The sequence below is a fragment of the Paucibacter sp. KBW04 genome, from assembly GCF_003852425.1.
GTDB lineage: Bacteria > Pseudomonadota > Gammaproteobacteria > Burkholderiales > Burkholderiaceae_C > Paucibacter_A.
In genome coordinates this window covers 255,366-270,740 of the sequence record NZ_QAJN01000007.1, presented here as the reverse complement: position 1 = coordinate 270,740, position 15,375 = coordinate 255,366, and the positions used below count along the sequence as shown (strand labels likewise).

Sequence of the window (15,375 nt, the reverse complement as noted above, 5' to 3'; positions counted from 1 at the left end):
CCCAAGGCGGCCAGACTGCAGTCCTTCGATTCAAGAATGAGGAGTGCAGAAATGGCGAAACCTTGGGTGATCAAGCTGATGATTTTGTCGGCCGTGGGCTTTGTATTGGCCCTGGTTTTGACGCGCATAGGCTGGTTGGTGGACGAGCGCCAGGGCCGCCAGGCCGAGGCGGTGCAGGGGGTGGAGGAGTCGCTGGCCGGCGCGCAAACGCTGATCGGCCCGGTGCTGTTCCGCGCCTGTGCGGAGACCTGGGACGAGGTGCAGTTGGATGAAAAGAACGGGGGCAAGTACCGCCGCCTGGTCAGCGAGAAGCGTGAGTTCATCCTCAGCCGCGTGCCCACGGTTTTGCAGGTGGGCGGCAAGCTCGATCACGAGGCGCGCTACCGCGGCCTCTTCAAGGTCAATGCCTATGCCGGCCGTCTGCAACTGGATGCGCAATGGGCCTCCCTGGACGGCCTGACGGCCAAGCCCGAGCACAAGGGCGGGCAGATCACATGCGGCGGCTATCGCGTGATGCTGGCCACCTCGGATGTGCGGGGCCTGCGCGGTGTGGCGCTGCGCCGGGGCGAGCAAAGCCTGACCGTGCTGCCAGGCACCCAGTACCCCAGCTATCACAAAGGCCTGCATGCCGAGTTGGGTGAGCTGAACCCGGCCGAGGTCAATGCCAAGACGCCGCTGGCCCTGCGCCTGCAGCTGGACCTGGTCGGCACGCAGCGCTTTGCCCTGGTGCCGGCCGCGCAGTCCACCCGCTTGGACCTGCAGTCCAACTGGCCCCACCCCAGCTTTGGCGGCCGCTTTTTGCCCAATCAGCGTGAGGTGGGTGAGCAAGGCTTCACGGCGCATTGGCAGGTGTCTGAGCTCGCCTCCACCGCCGCCCGCGCGGTGGAGCAGGCGGAGAGCCCGGAGAAGCTGGAGCACCTCGGCTTCGAGATGCTGGACCCGGTGAACCCCTATGTGATGAGCGACCGCGCCATCAAATACGGCCTGATGTTCATCCTGCTCACCTTCACCTGCGTGGGTCTGGTGGAGTTGCTCTCGGGCCGCCGCGTGCACCCGGTGCAATACCTGTTGGTGGGTCTGGCCATGAGCTTGTTCTTCTTGCTGCTCCTGAGCTTGTCCGAGCATCTGAGCTTTGCTCAGTCCTATCTTTGGGCGGCAGGCGCGGCCCTGAGCCTGCTGGCTTTTTACGGCGCTCACATCCTGGGTGGCTGGCGGCGCGGCCTGGGCTTTGGCGCGGCCTTGGGCCTGCTGTACGGCGCGCTCTACGTGCTGCTGCAACAGGAACAGGCGGCCTTGCTGCTGGGCTCAATGCTGCTCTTTGGCGTGCTGGCCACGGTGATGGTGCTGACCCGCAAGCTGGACTGGTACAGCCTGACCTTGCCCAACGAGAAGGCGGCAAGGTCCTGAGCCCCTGCCGCGCTCGCCGCTCACTCAGAGCTTTTGCTGGCGACGACGCAGGACGGCGCCCATCAGCAGCAGGCCGGCGCCCATCAGCGCATAGGTCTGCGGCTCGGGCACCGCCGCCACGCTGAAGCTGATGCGGTAGATGTCCTGGTCATAGCTCAGGCCGCTGTTGAACACATAGCCTGCGCCGGTCGTCAGGCCGTTGAAGGCGGCCAACTCGGCGAAGTTGGTATTGATCACCCCGCCTTGCGCGGTGCGAAGGCCTGCATTGCCCACAAAGGCAGCGGCGGCGGGGTCATAGACCTCGGAGCCTGCGTCCCAAATCTGCCGAGCTTTTTGGGTGATGCTGCTGATCTGCAGATGGCCGGCGCTGTCGAAGAGTTGGTATTGCTTGGCATTGTCATTGCCGATGAAGAAGTCGTTGCTGGGCACCACCATGCCGATGAAGGAGAAGTAAGTGTTGGCCGAGGTGTCCACCGTGAAGGTGGCGCTGCTGGTTTGCCCGGGCTGTAGCAGGCCGCCGACAGTGCCATGGCTGGCGCTGGGGTTGGCGGCGGCCAGGGCTGCCTGCCACAGAGAGCCGTCGCCGAGTTCAGCGGCGCGTTGTACCGCGGCGCTGGCCGTCTCGCCCAGATTGAAGGCGTCGAAACTGCCGTTGTGGAAACCCACGTTTAATGGCGCGAAGGTCACGCTATTGGGGGCGACCAGGCTTTCCACCGTGACATGAACTTGCATGGTGGCGGCTTGAGCGGGGCTCAGGCCGAAGGCAGCGATGGCCACGCCGATGGGGCCTAGAAGAAGGGGTGAGAGCTTGAATTGCATCATGCGTCCTTGCGATTGAGTTTGGGGGAAAAAGGGCCTGCCGCATGACGCGTTCAGCTGCGGGCTGCGCAGCCGTCATCACGGTGGCCCGATGCTAGAAAGCCCGGGCGGCGCAGTTATCACCAATTGCTAACGCAGGTCTAAACAATTGAGATCCGGGGTGGACCCTGGGCATGTGATCAATTCGTGAAGATTTTTTCCGCGCCAGGCGTTCCAATGCATTCATGTCCGCCCCTTCTCACCTCGCGTCTCACCCCGCGTCTCACCCCACCTCTGGCCCAGACCCGCTGCCGCTGTCTGGCGCGACACCCAAGGCCGGCTTGCGGCGCATCCTGGTGGTGGAGGACGAGCCCGATATCGCGGCCCTGCTGCACCTGCATCTGAGCGAGTTGCCGGCCGAAGTCGTTTGTGCCAGCGACGGGCCCCAGGGGCTGGCGCTGGCCCTGGGGCAAGGCCCTTGGGATGCTTTGGTGTTGGACCTGCGTTTGCCTGGCATGGGCGGCTTGGAGCTGTGCCGTGAGCTGCGCGAGCGTGGCCAGCGCCTGCCCATCCTGATGTTGACGGCGCGCAACTCCGAGTTGGACCGGGTGCTGGGCTTGGAGCTGGGGGCCGACGACTATCTCACCAAGCCCTTCAGCATTCTGGAATTGCAGGCGCGCATCCGTGCCCTGTGGCGACGCCTGGCGCATGCCGAGGTCTCGGTGCTGGCGGGCAAGGCGCCGGGCGAGCTGAGGTTTGGGGCCTTGCACATTCATCTCGGCCAGCGCCAGGCCTGGTTGGAGGGCAGGGAGCTGGTGCTGACGCCGCGCGAGTTTGACCTGCTCTGGCATTTCGCCTGCCAGCCCAAAAAGGCTTTCAGCCGGGCCGAGTTGCTGGATCAAGTCTGGGGTTACGGCCATGATGGCTACGACCACACGGTCAATACCCACATCAACCGCCTGCGCAACAAACTGGGCGCGGGCTATATCCATACCGTCTGGGGGATTGGTTATCGCTTCGAGGCGCAAGCATGAGCGTGGCCGCCGAGCCGCGCCCGCGCCTGGCCTGGCGCAATCGCCTGGACCTGCGACTGGCCCTGGTCGTGGTGGTGGTCTTGACCCTGCTGTGTGGGCTTTTGTTGAACTGGCAGGGGCGCCAGGCGCAGCGCCGCTTTGACGCCTACGAGCAGTGGCAAAACTTCAAGCTGGCCCGCTATATCGCCGATCGCCAGCCCCAGGCCATGATCGATGCGCAAGGCCAGGTTCGACCCCATGCCCTGGCCGATACGGCCATGTATATCGGCATGATCCACCCGGCCTTGGAAGTCTATTTGCTGGACCGCCAGGGGCGCGTCATCCAGCACAGCTTGCCCGCGCCTGGCCCAGCCTTGAAGCAGGTGGACTTGGGCAAGGTGCAGAGCTTGATCATGGCCAGTCCACCCAAGGTCTTGCCGGTCTACGGGGATGACCCCCGCCTGCCCGGCCAAGCCAATCTGGTCTCTATCGCGGCCTTGCCCAACGATCTCAATCCTCAGGGCTATCTCTATGTGGTCTTGCGCGGCGCCGCCGCCGGCTCATTGCAAGCCGAGACGGCGGGCCAGTCGGCTCTCGGCCCGGCCTGGGGACTGACCTTGGCGGCCATGGCCGTGGCTGGGCTTTGCATTGTTGGGGTGCAGATGAGCATCACCCGCCGCCTGCGCCGCTTGGTGAATCAAATGCAAGCCTTTCGCCAGCCCGATGGTGCCCAGCTGCTGCAGATCGAGGCCGGTCAGGACGAGATCGATCTGGTGGCCAGCGCGGCAGACCGGCTCCAGCAAAGAGTGCAGCAGCAGTTCCGCCAGTTGGAAGACAGCGACCGGCTGCGCCGTGAGTTGGTCAGCAATATCACCCACGACTTGCACACCCCGCTGGCCAATGTGCAGGGCTATATCGAGACCCTGCTCTTGCGCGGCGAGGGCCTGTCCGCACCGACCCGGGATCAGTACCTGCGCATCGTGCTACAGCACTGCAAGCGGCTGGGGCGGCGGGTGGCGGAGTTGTTCGAGCTGGCGCGCCTGGAGTCGGGCCAGGCCCAGGCGCAGTTCGAGCCTTTTTGCATGGCCGATCTGCTCAACGATGTGGTCCAAAGCCATCAGCTAGCGGCCAAGCAGAACGGGGTGAGTCTGTGCATCAGTGCGGATATCGAGCCCGCCGCGCTGCAGGCCTTGGTCCTTGCCGATGTCCGCCTGATTGAGCGTGTCTTGCAAAACTTAGTCGACAACGCCTTGCGGCATACCCAGGCGGGAGGGCTTGTTGAGCTGACGGTGCAGCTGGCGGGCTCGCAGCTGATCGTGCGGGTGCGTGACAACGGCCAGGGCATTGCCAGCGAGGACTTGCCGCATATTTTTGAGCGCTACTGGAGCACCCGTGAGCGCCAAGATGAGCAGCCCCTGCCCGCTCAAAGTGCGGGCCTGGGTCTGGCCATCGTGCAGCGGATTCTGGCCCTGCACGGCAGCCGCGCCGATGTGCAGTCCAGCCCCGGCCAGGGCAGCGTGTTCAGCTTTGCCTTGCCGACTCAGTAACAACGCCCTTGTTCTTGTAAGCCTGCTGAGTCAGCATGGCCGCCATGAGCTTTGACTACATCATCGTGGGGGCCGGCACGGCCGGTTGTTTACTGGCCAACCGTTTGTCGGCCGACCCGGCCAAGCGGGTGCTTTTGCTGGAGGCCGGCGGGCGGGACGACTATCACTGGATCCATATCCCGGTCGGCTATCTCTATTGCATCGGCAATCCGCGAACCGACTGGTTGTTCAAGACCGAGCCGGATGCGGGCCTGAACGGCCGCAGCCTGCGCTACCCGCGCGGCAAGGTCTTGGGCGGCTGCTCCAGCATCAACGGCATGATTTATATGCGCGGCCAGGCGCGTGACTACGACGCCTGGGCCGTGGCCGCGGCCGACCCCGCCTGGCGTTGGGACCAGTGCCTGCCCCACTTCATCCAACACGAGAACCACTGGCGCCTGGACAAGGGCCAGACCGCCTCGGCCGCCTTCCGCGCCCTGCACGGCCATGGCGGCGAATGGCGGGTGGAAAAACAGCGCCTGCGCTGGCCGGTGCTGGACGCTTTTGCCGCCGCCGCGCAACAGGCCGGCGTCCCGGCCAGCGATGATTTCAATAGCGGCACGAACGAGGGCGTGGGCTATTTCGAGGTCAACCAGAAGAGCGGCTGGCGCTGGAACACGGCCAAGGCCTTTTTGCGCCCGACCTGTTATGGCCGCCCCAATTTCGAGCTGTGGACCGGCGCTCAGGTGCAGCGCCTCAGCCTCAGCCGTGAGTCCGGCACCCTGCAATGCACGGGCGCCGAGGTAGCCACGCCGCAGGGCCTGCAAACCCTCGCCCTGAACCCGGGTGGTGAGGTCTTGCTGGCGGCCGGGGCCATAGGCTCGCCGCAGATTTTGCAGCTCTCGGGCCTGGGCCCGGCCGAGCTGCTGGCCCGCCACGGCATTGCGGTTCAGCAGGATCTGCCCGGCGTGGGCGCTAACTTGCAAGATCATCTGCAGATCCGCGCCGTCTTCAAGGTGGAGGGCGCCAAGACGCTCAACACCATGGCCAACACGCTCTGGGGCAAGGCCAAGATCGGCCTGGAATACGCCTTTACGCGCAGCGGGCCCATGAGCATGGCGCCCTCGCAGCTGGGTGCCTTCACCCGCAGCTCGCCCGCCAAGCGCTGGCCCGATCTGGAATACCACGTTCAGCCGCTCTCGCTGGAGGCTTTTGGCGAGCCCCTGCACGACTTCAATGCCATCACCGCCAGCGTCTGCAATCTGAACCCGACGAGCCGGGGCACGGTGCAGATCCGCTCCGCCGATGCCTCGGAGGCGCCGGCCATCGCGCCCAACTACCTCAGCACGGCCGAGGACCGCCGGGTCGCCGCCGAGAGCCTGCGTTTGACTCGTCGCATCGTGGCTCAGCCCGCGTTTGCTGCTTACCGGCCGCAGGAATACAAGCCGGGCCTGCAGTTCCAGAGCGATGAGGAACTGGCCCGCCTGGCCGGCGACATCGCCACCACCATCTTCCATCCGGTGGGCACTTGCAAGATGGGCCGCAGCGACGATGCGATGGCCGTGGTCGACAGCCGCCTGCGTGTGCGCGGCGTGGCCGGCCTGCGGGTGGTGGATGCCAGCATCATGCCCTTGATCACCAGCGGCAACACCAATTCACCGACGCTGATGATTGCGGAGCGGGCGGCCAGCTGGATTCTTGCGGGCGAATAGCGCCCAAGGGCGACGGGTAAAATCTCGGGGCTCGGCCTTGCAGCATCTCAGCATCTGCGAGGCCTTTTCATTTCCGCCCCAATAAGAATTCCCTGAACAAGGATGCCTGCCATGCAGCAAGTCCCGGTCAAGTCTTCCGACCACGCCGCCGCCCCCAAGATGCCGGGGCAGATCCCCTACATCATCGCCAGCGAGGGTTGCGAGCGCTTCAGCTTCTATGGCATGCGCAACATCTTGACGGTGTTCCTGATGACCAGCTTGCTGATGTCCATGCCCGAATCCATGCGGGCGGGCACGGCCAAAGAGGTTTTCCACACCTTCGTCATCGGCGTCTACTTCTTCCCCTTGTTGGGCGGCTGGCTGGCGGACCGCTACTTCGGCAAATTCAACACCGTGCTCTGGCTGAGCCTGGTGTATTGCGCGGGTCATGCCTGCCTGGCTATTTTTGAGAACAACCGCAACGGCTTCTTTTTCGGTCTGTTCCTGATCGCCCTGGGCTCGGGCGGCATCAAGCCTCTGGTCAGCTCCTTCATCGGCGACCAGTTTGATCAGAGCAATCGCTCGCTGGCGCAAAAAGTCTTTGACGGCTTTTACTGGATCATCAATTTCGGCAGCTTCTTTGCCTCGCTCTTGATGCCCATCTTCTTGCAGAAGTTTGGCGCCAGCGTGGCCTTCGGCATCCCTGGCATCCTGATGTTCATCGCGACCCTGCTGTTCTGGGCCGGCCGCAAGAAGTATGTCGTCGTGCCGCCAGCGGCCAAGAACCCGCATTCCTTCCTGAACGTGGTGCGCACCGCCTTGCTGGCCGAAGCTCCGGGTCAAGGCCGTGGCGGCTTGTTCCTGGCCTGTGCGGGTGTGGCGCTGGCCATTGGCTCCATGTTCCTGATCCCCGGCATCAGCATCGTCGCGGCCCTGTGCCTGGCCCTGGTGTTTGTCTTGGGCTTTGGCGGCATGGGGGCCTGGATGCAGCTGGAGCGAGCACGCGGCCTCCACCCCGATGAAGCGGTGGACGGCGTGCGCGCCGTGCTGCGCTTGCTGGTGCTGTTTGCCCTGGTCACACCTTTTTGGTCTTTGTTCGACCAAAAAGCCTCGACCTGGGTGCTGCAGGCCGATCAGATGACGAAGCCCGAGTGGTTCCAGTCCTCCATGATGCAGTCGCTCAACCCGGCCCTGGTCATGATCCTGATCCCCTTCAACAACTTCGTGCTCTACCCCCTGCTCAAGCGCATGGGCCTGGAGTTGACGGCGCTGCGCCGCATGGGGGCAGGCATCGCCTTCTCCGGCCTGGCCTGGATCGTGGTGGGCCTGATGCAGCTTTCGCTCGACGAGGGCAATGCCTTGTCCATCGTCTGGCAGATCCTGCCCTATGCCTTGCTGACCTTCGGCGAGGTGCTGGTCTCGGCCACCGGCCTGGAGTTCGCCTACAGCCAGGCGCCCCTGGCCATGAAGGGCGTGATCATGAGCTTTTGGAGCTTGTCGGTCACCATCGGCAATCTGTGGGTGCTGCTGGCCAACTCCAGCGTCAAGAGCGCGGCGGTGACGGAGCAGATCAAACAGACCGGCATCAGCGTCACCGGCTTCCAGATGTTCTTCTTTGCTGGCTTTGCCTTGCTGGCCGCCTTGCTGTTTGCGCTGTATGCGCGGACCTACAAGCTGCAGAACAATTACCGGCAGGCGGCTTGATCGGCCTGGCCCCGGCCGCCGCACTGTGGTTTTTCATCCTAGGGATTTCCACTGGCACCTAAACGCGGGATTGCGGGAGTGGACCATGTTTGGAAAAGTACGGAGGCCGAGGCAAATTTTTGTGCCTCAGGAATTGGGGAACAAATGAAAAAGACATTGGGAATGCTTCGCGCGGCGGCAGTCGTCGCCCTGGCTTGTGCCTCGCAGGCGCCGGCTTTTGCGGCCTTGGGAATTGCCGAGGACTTCCAGACGGGTCTGGGCGGCTGGACGGATCGCGACCCGCGCAGCCCCGAATCGGCCGTGGTGGCGGACCCTCTCGATGCTGGCAACAGCGTGCTGAGCTTCCTGCGTCTCGGCTATGGCGGCAGCCTGATGTCCAACACCGCGGTGACCTCCAGCGGCCTGTTCACCATCTCTTTTGACTACCTGGGCCAGCCGGGCAAGGGCGGTGTGGCGGGCAATCTGGGCGGCTATCTGGGCGTCAGCTCGGGTGTGTTCAGCGGCAGCGAAATGTGGCTGGCCGGCACCGGCGGCGGCACCCCCATCGACCTGATCGATGATGGCAGCTGGCACCACTACACCCTGACCTTCCAGTCGACCATCGGTCAGTCTCTGCACGTGATGATTGAAGACTTTGACGGTTCCGGCGGCGTGGCTGGCGACGTCTATTTCGACAATGTGCGCATCACCTCGGCCGTGCCGGAACCCACGTCGGTGGCCATGGCTCTGGCGGGTCTGGTCGGCCTGGCCGTGGTGCGTCGCCGCGCCAATCGCGCCTGAGTTTCTTGATCGCAAGCGAGACCTGATTTCGCTTTGATCTACACAAACAGACACAAGAAAGGGCCGTCATCGACGGCCCTTTGTTTTTGTCTCGCGCCGCCTTGGCCTTTGTCTTGCTCAGAAGCTCAAGACAAAGGCTGCCCCGCCTTCCAGCGGCCGCACATGGCGCACCCGGCCACCCATGCCGTGCACCAGCTGACGCACCACGGCCAGGCCTATGCCTTGGCCGCCTTCAAGGGATTCACCATCGTCTCTGGCGCTGAAGAAGGGCAGAAAGATCTGCCGCTCCAGCCCCGCCGGCACGCCGGGGCCGTTGTCCCGCACACTGATCTGCAGTCGCCCACCACGCCCCTGGCGGGCTTGCACCCACAGGCGCGGCAGCGCCAGTTTGGCGGTGGCCTGGGCGGCGTTTTGCAACAAGGCCAACAAGGCTTGTTCCAGCTGGGCCTCATCGGCCAGCAGCTGCAAGCGGGGTGAACTCAACTCGAAGCTGGCCTCGCCGCCTCTGGCAAGCCAGGCCGGCGCCGTGGCTTGCTGCAGGCGTTGGAAGAAGGCTTGCAAGTCTAACGGGGCCATTCTGGGCGCCGGCCATTGGCTGACCCGGCGGTAGTTGCGCACAAAGCGGGACAAGCCTTCGCTGCGATGCGCGATGCCGTTCAAGGCCGTGCGCAGATCCGCTTCACTGTTCTTGGCGCTGGCCGGCTCGTCTGAACGCTCGTCTAAAAGCATCAAGGCCGTTTGGCTGAGGCTTTTGATGGGGGTGAGCGAGTTCATGATCTCGTGCGTCAGGATCTGCACCAGCTGCTGCCAGGCCTGCAGGGATTCGCTCTCCAGCTCCTTCTCCAGCGGCACCAGCACCAGCAGGGTCTGGGCCTGGCTGTCCAGCGTCAGCGCCTGGCGCTGCAGCTGCCAGCGCTCGCTGCCGCGTTCGGTGTCCAACAGCACGGGGCCGCTGCTGCTGGCGCTGAGCAGCAGGGCTTGCAGCGCGGCCTTGTCGCGCACGCCGCCCGGCGCGCTGAGTCGACGCGCGCGGTTGGATAGCGCCTGTAGGCCTTGCTCGCTCAGGCACCAGGCAGCCACCGGCAGATGCTCCAGCTGGGCCTGCAGCTCGGTCAGACGCTGTGCGTCCACAGCAGGAGCGGGCGGCTCGCTCAAGTGCGGGACGGGTTTGCGTTTGAGCGTGCTCAGGGCCAGCCCCAGGCCGATGAATGCCAGCAAGGCCGCGCCCGTCAGCAGCCGCGCCGAGCCCTGGCCCGCCTGCGCCAGGGCTCCGGCGGCCAGCCAACAAGCGGCCGCCAGCAGCAGACGCAGGGTTTCATAAACCATGTTTTTCCAGGCGTCGGTACAGGGCTGCACGCGAGAGCCCCAGCAGGCGCGCGGCGGCGCTCAGATTGCCTTCGGCCTCCGCCATGGCCTGGGTCAAGGCGGCGCGTTCCTGCACGGCCAGGGAGCGGGCAGGTTCGGCGTTAGGAGCTGCCAGGCTGGGCAGGGCAGGCGCCGAACCTGCTCGGGCCTTCTGCAAGGCCTCCTGGCAGGTGGCGATCAAACGAATATTGTCCCAGGGCTTGGTGATGAAGTCGAATGCGCCCGCCTTCAAGGCCCGGATGGCCAACTCCAGCTCGGCATAGGCCGTCATCACCACAACGACAGGCGCTTGTGGCCGGGCCAGGACCTCGGCCAGCAAGCGCATGCCTTGGGCGCCATCGCTGCGGCCGGGGCCGAAGTTGAGGTCCAGCAGCAGCAGGGCGGGATGGAGCTTGTCCAAAGCGGCGCTCAGCTCGGCTGGCCGGCGCAGCAGCTGCAAGGGCGCCACCCGGCGCTGCAGCAGCAACTGAGCGGTCAGGCCCACATCGGGGTCGTCGTCCAGCAAAAGAATGGTGGGCAAGGATTCGTTCACGGCTCGCATCTTCGCTTCAAAACGCGCGCGCGCGCCAGGGCCCTGTTCGGAAGCGGACAGGGGGCTTGGCTGGGCGGGTGCAGGTCGCGATGCTGTGAACCCTGATGAAGACGAAAACCCAAGATCTCAGCGGCGCAGCCATGGACCGCCGCCTTAGCCCCCCGCCGCCTTGGCGCCGCTGGGCGCCGCGCCTTGGCGCGGGCTTGGTTTTGAGCGGCCTCGTCGTGGGCCTGCTGCTGTGGGGCCGCCAGGCGCAGACAAAAACGGTGGTCGCGCCTCAGCTCGCGACCGTGCGTGCCGGTGAATTTCGGGATGAGTTGCTGCTGCGCGCCCGGGTCGAGCCCTTGCGCTCCGTCCAGCTCGATGCCGCCGAGGCCGGCCGCGTCCAGGCCGTGCTGGTTCAAGAGGGCGAGCGGCTGGCTGCCGGCGCCCCGCTCTATCGTCTGCACAGCCCCGAACAGGAGCAGCTCTTGATGCAGCGCAGCGCCGAGGTGGCGCAGCAGATGGCTAACGTTTCGGTGCAGCGCAGCGCCCAGGCGGCCAGCCTGGCGCAGAACCGGCGCGAGCTGGCGCAGATGCAAATGGCTCAGCAGCAGGCCGAGGCCGAGCATCAGCGTCAGATGAAACTGGCGGCTGCGGGCTTTGTCTCGGTGGCCGCGCTGGAGCAGGCGCAGCGCCAGGCCCAGCTGGCCAGCCAGCTCTTGCAGCAAGCGCAAGCCGACCAGCGTCTGGAGGCCGACACCCGCCAGCAGTCTCTGGATGAAATGGCCCGCGCCGTGCAGGGCCTGCAGCGCGGCCTGCTCCTGCTGGAGCGCTCGCGCGAGCGCCTGCTGCAGCGCGCGCCCATTGCGGGCCGGCTCAGCGGCTTTGTGCTGCAGGTGGGGGCCAGCGTGCGGCCGGGTGATCGCCTGGGCCGCATCGACGATCTCAGCGGCGGCGTGCAACTGGTGGCCGAGGTGGATGAGTTCTATTTGCCGCGCCTGCAGGTTGGGCAGGCGGCCTTCGTCGGCCAGGGCGAGGCGCCCGCCGAGCTGCATCTGGCCCAGGTCTTGCCGCAGGTGCTGGCGGGCAAGGTCAAGGTCCTGCTGCGCTGGGGTGAGGGGCGATCGCCAGCCCACCTGTCCCCCGGCCAGGCGGTGGACTTGCGCCTGCAGCTGGACCACGCCCGGCCCGCCTTGCTGCTGCCCGAAGGCCCGGGCGTGCAGGCGCAAATCTATGTGCTGGAGGGGCGTGAACTGCGCCGCCGCAATATTCAGTTAGGCCGTCGTGCCGCCGGCCAGGTTGAGGTGCTGGCCGGCCTGCAAGCCGGTGATCAAGTCTTGCTTTCACAAACTCCGAATGACTCAGCAGAAAGTTATCGACTGCCATGATTGAACTGACCCAACTCAGCAAACGCCACCGCAGCGGTGAGATTGAAACCACGGCGCTGGATGCCATCGACCTGCAGATCGAGGCGGGCGAATACCTCGCCATCACGGGGCCCTCGGGCTGCGGCAAATCCACCCTGCTGGGTTTGCTGGGACTGCTGGATGCGCCCAGCAGCGGCAGCTACCGCCTGCAAGGCGAGGAACTGGTGGGCAAAAGCCCGCGCGAGCTGGCCGCCATACGCCGAGGGCGCATCGGCTTTGTGTTCCAGAGCTTCAATCTGATCGACGAGATGACGGTGCAAGACAACGTCATGCTGGCCCTGCGCTACGGCCCCTTGCCTGAGAAAGCCCAGCGCGCCCGCACGGCCGAGGTGCTGGAGCGCTTGGGCCTGGCCCACCGCGCGGCTCATCACCCCAGCCAGCTCAGCGGCGGCCAGCAGCAGCGGGTGGCGATTGCGCGTGCCATCGCGGCCCGGCCCGCGCTCTTGCTTGCGGACGAGCCCACCGGCAATCTGGACAGTGCGCATGGCCAGGAGGTGATGCGTTTGCTGCGCGAGTTGAATGAAGAGGGGACGACTTTGGTGATGGTGACCCACAGCGCCGAGCACGCCGCCCTGGCCTCGCGCACCGTGCGATTGCTTGACGGTCGGGTGCTGGTGGATGCCCATGCGGGGCAGCTGCAATGAAGGCCTTGCTCATGGACGTGTTGCGCGGTCTGCGCAGCCGCAGCGCTGCCACCGCCGTGGCCCTGGGGGGCTTGATGCTGGCCCAGGCGGCCTGCCTGCTGGTGGCCTTGCTGGCGATGGCTTTGTCCGACCCCGACCCCGGCATCACGGCGCCCGAGCGGGTGGTGTTGCTGGACTTCAAGGGTAATCTTCCGGGCGAGAGCAACTTCTGGTTCACCGCTGCGCCCCTGTCTTTCGCCGACATGCTCAAGCGCCGCCAAGTGCCCTTGGAGCACATCAGCCGGGTGGCGCAGGGCGGCCTGGATATCAAGATCGAAGGCCGCTTGCAAGCCAGCTATCTGTTGATGGCCGACCCGGACATTGCGCCCCTGCTCAATCTCAAGACCTTGGCGGGTGATTTGCCCGCCAGCCTGGCTCGGCGTGATGGCATCGCCATCAATACCGACCTGCTGCGAAAACTCTGGGGAGAACTGCCTCCGGCCCAGGCCATGGGCCGGAGCATCGAGGCTGAGGGGCGGCTCTACACCGTGACCGCCGTGCTGCCCGACTTGGACCCGCGCAACCCCTTGGCCAATGCCGGCACCCTGCCCTCGGTGGGCCGTGCCATGGCCATGGTGGGCTATGACTCCCAGGCCAATACCCGCACGCCCGAACAGCGCGAGGCTATCTACCTCATCAACGGCCGCGTCTTTGCGCGCTTGAAAGCAGGCGCTTCTGCCGCCCAAGTGGGTGGCTGGATGCGTGAGGCCTTCGAGGCCAATCCGCTCTACGCCAAGCTGCCGGCCGAGTGGAAGTTGAATGGTCGTCAGGCCGCTTTCTTTCGCGGCCTGCCCCTGACCCAGCTGCCTTTCGAGGGCGATGCGGGGCAATTGCGCTGGCAACTGCTGGGCGCTGTGGGCGCGGCCTGCGCCTTGCTGCTTTTGCTGGCCGCCTTCAATTCCATGAATCTGCAGACGGCCAGCCTCTTGCAGCGCCAGCGTGAGACCGCGCTGCGCCGCAGCTTGGGTGCGGACGGCCCGCGCCTCTTGCAGCTTTGGGGCCTGGAAGTCTTGCTGCCCCTGCTCCTGGCCGCCGCCGGAGCCTGCCTGCTGGCCTGGTGGCTGGCGCCCGCCCTGGCCGCGTGGATAGGCCTGGATCCTCTTCACCCGATAGCCGACCCCATGCCTGGGCGTGCCCTGCTGGGCCTGGGGCTGAGCGTCTTGCTGCTGCTGCCCATGACTCTGGCCCTGCCCGCTTGGGGCGCCTTGAAGCGTGCGCCCGCGCCGGCCTTGCAAGGCCGCACAGCCAGCGAGGGGCCTTGGGGGCGTCGCCTGCGCCAGATTTTGCTAACTTTTCAATTGAGCGGGTCTATTTTGCTCTTGGGCATGGCCGGTGTGCTGGCCTTGCAACAGCAGCATCTGCTGACCTTGGATCGGGGTTTTGAAACCCACAATCGCCTTTGGTTGGGCCTGGTGGTCAACCCAGAAAAAGTCCCCAATCTGCAGCCCTTGATCGCCGCGTTGAACCAACACCCCGCCATCAAACACTGGGCCTTCAGCGAAGTGCGTCCGGCCCGCGACACCATGGGCGAGCGCGATCCGCATGTGAGCGCCAGCGGCCACAAGCAGACGCTGCGCATCAGCCGCGTCTCGGCCAGCTTCTTCGACACCTATGGCATGACCGTGCTGGCCGGTGACCCCAGGGCCGGTGGCGCTTCAGCCAGCAGCGATGCCAAGGGCGAGGGCGAGAAGCGCCTGGTGATCGACGCCAAAGCCGCGCGCCTGCTGGGCTTTGCCACGCCGCAGGCGGCAGTGGGCGCCTTGCTGAGCGGTGGGGGTGAGTGGCTGCAAGCGGGCACGGAGCCGCGCCGGGTGATTGCGGTGGTGAAGGATGTGCGCCTGGAGTCGGCCCGCGAGCCGGCCTTGCCCCAGGGCTTCTTGATCACCGAGGCGCCGCAATGGGACATCAGCGTCTACGGGCCCGAGCCGGTGGCCCTGCGCCGCGCCCTGGATGAGATCTGGGCGGCGCACGGCCCGGCAGTCCATGGCGTTGAAATCAGGCATGAGATCCAGTCCGTCGACGAGCAACTGGCCGAGGTCTATCAACAAGAGCAACAGATCACCGCCTTGCTCAGCGGCATCGCTCTGATGGCCGTGGGCGTGGCCATGCTGGGTGCTTATGCCCTGGTGGCCAACACCCTCAACCGCCGTCGCACCGAGTTCGTCTTGCGCCGCCTGCACGGCGCCAGCGATGGGCAGATCGCTGCCCAATTGGCGCGTGAGTTTCTGACGCCCTTGCTCAGCGCCGCGGCCCTGGGCCTGCCCCTGGCTGCCTATCTGGGCTGGCTGTATCTGGGCGGCTTTGAGGAGCGGGCGGGCCTGGGCCGGGGCTTGTTCCTGCCTCTTGCCCTGGCCTGTGTTGTTACCCTGCTGGTGACCGCGCTGGCGGCGCTGCGGCATCTGCGCCAGGCCCTGGCCTTGCCGCCGATGGAGGCTTTGCGCTGAGAAGCTGCGGTGTCGCAGGGCGC

General features: G+C 65.6%; 12 protein-coding genes. 9 read left to right on the top strand and 3 right to left on the bottom strand.

Features of this window, described 5'->3' with window-relative positions; all coding sequences use genetic code 11:
• The first annotated feature begins 51 nt into the window (after nt 1–51).
• Nucleotides 52–1,407, top strand: coding sequence for a cell envelope integrity protein CreD (gene creD, locus DBR47_RS09320; RefSeq protein ID WP_124449244.1), 1,356 nt, complete (start codon nt 52–54; stop codon nt 1,405–1,407).
• Nucleotides 1,408–1,431: 24 nt separating this feature from the next.
• On the opposite strand, the gene DBR47_RS09315 is transcribed toward creD, so the two are convergent.
• Entirely contained in the window at nt 1,432–2,226 is a 795-nt protein-coding gene (locus DBR47_RS09315) for a spondin domain-containing protein (RefSeq protein WP_124449242.1), read from the bottom strand.
• Nucleotides 2,227–2,450: 224 nt separating this feature from the next.
• Here DBR47_RS09315 and DBR47_RS09310 point away from each other — a divergent pair, with 224 nt between their 5' ends.
• The 5 genes from DBR47_RS09310 to DBR47_RS24950 all read left to right on the top strand — a co-directional run bounded on the left by DBR47_RS09310 (nt 2,451) and on the right by DBR47_RS24950 (nt 8,919).
• A complete protein-coding gene (locus tag DBR47_RS09310) occupies nt 2,451–3,239 on the top strand; it encodes a response regulator transcription factor (protein ID WP_124449240.1) in 789 nt (262 codons plus the stop codon).
• Nucleotides 3,236–4,765, top strand: coding sequence for a cell wall metabolism sensor histidine kinase WalK (locus DBR47_RS09305; protein WP_124449238.1), 1,530 nt, complete (start codon nt 3,236–3,238; stop codon nt 4,763–4,765). Before DBR47_RS09310 ends, DBR47_RS09305 begins: the two co-directional genes overlap by 4 nt.
• A 35-nt stretch (nt 4,766–4,800) precedes the next feature.
• Nucleotides 4,801–6,456 (top strand): GMC family oxidoreductase, encoded by a 1,656-nt coding sequence (locus tag DBR47_RS09300; protein WP_124449237.1) that lies wholly within the window; start codon nt 4,801–4,803, stop codon nt 6,454–6,456.
• 111 nt (nt 6,457–6,567) lie between these two features.
• Nucleotides 6,568–8,139: an oligopeptide:H+ symporter gene (locus DBR47_RS09295; protein ID WP_231512209.1), complete on the top strand. Its 1,572-nt coding sequence runs from the start codon at nt 6,568–6,570 to the stop codon at nt 8,137–8,139.
• 144 nt (nt 8,140–8,283) lie between these two features.
• Nucleotides 8,284–8,919, top strand: a complete 636-nt coding sequence (locus tag DBR47_RS24950; RefSeq protein WP_231512208.1) for a PEP-CTERM sorting domain-containing protein — start codon at nt 8,284–8,286, stop codon at nt 8,917–8,919.
• A gap of 117 nt (nt 8,920–9,036) precedes the next feature.
• Here the strand turns inward: DBR47_RS24950 and DBR47_RS09285 are convergent, their stop codons facing one another.
• Nucleotides 9,037–10,245 carry a PAS domain-containing sensor histidine kinase gene (locus DBR47_RS09285; protein ID WP_124449233.1) on the bottom strand — a complete coding sequence of 403 codons (1,209 nt, stop codon included), beginning with the start codon at nt 10,243–10,245 and terminating at the stop codon, nt 9,037–9,039.
• On the bottom strand, nt 10,235–10,816 hold the full coding sequence (locus DBR47_RS09280) for a response regulator (RefSeq protein WP_197046959.1): 582 nt from the start codon (nt 10,814–10,816) through the stop codon (nt 10,235–10,237). Before DBR47_RS09280 ends, DBR47_RS09285 begins: the two co-directional genes overlap by 11 nt.
• 104 nt (nt 10,817–10,920) lie before the next feature.
• On the opposite strand from DBR47_RS09280, the gene DBR47_RS09275 reads away from it, so the two are divergent.
• From DBR47_RS09275 to DBR47_RS09265, 3 genes are read left to right on the top strand one after another with little or no spacing between them, the layout of a single operon-like run.
• A complete protein-coding gene (locus DBR47_RS09275) occupies nt 10,921–12,186 on the top strand; it encodes an efflux RND transporter periplasmic adaptor subunit (protein WP_124449229.1) in 1,266 nt (421 codons plus the stop codon).
• Entirely contained in the window at nt 12,183–12,869 is a 687-nt protein-coding gene (locus DBR47_RS09270; RefSeq protein ID WP_124449227.1) for an ABC transporter ATP-binding protein, read from the top strand. Before DBR47_RS09275 ends, DBR47_RS09270 begins: the two co-directional genes overlap by 4 nt.
• The gene (locus DBR47_RS09265; protein ID WP_124449225.1) at nt 12,866–15,352 is read left to right on the top strand and encodes an ABC transporter permease; all 2,487 of its coding nucleotides are present in this window, start codon (nt 12,866–12,868) and stop codon (nt 15,350–15,352) included. Before DBR47_RS09270 ends, DBR47_RS09265 begins: the two co-directional genes overlap by 4 nt.
• Nucleotides 15,353–15,375: the final 23 nt, after the last annotated feature.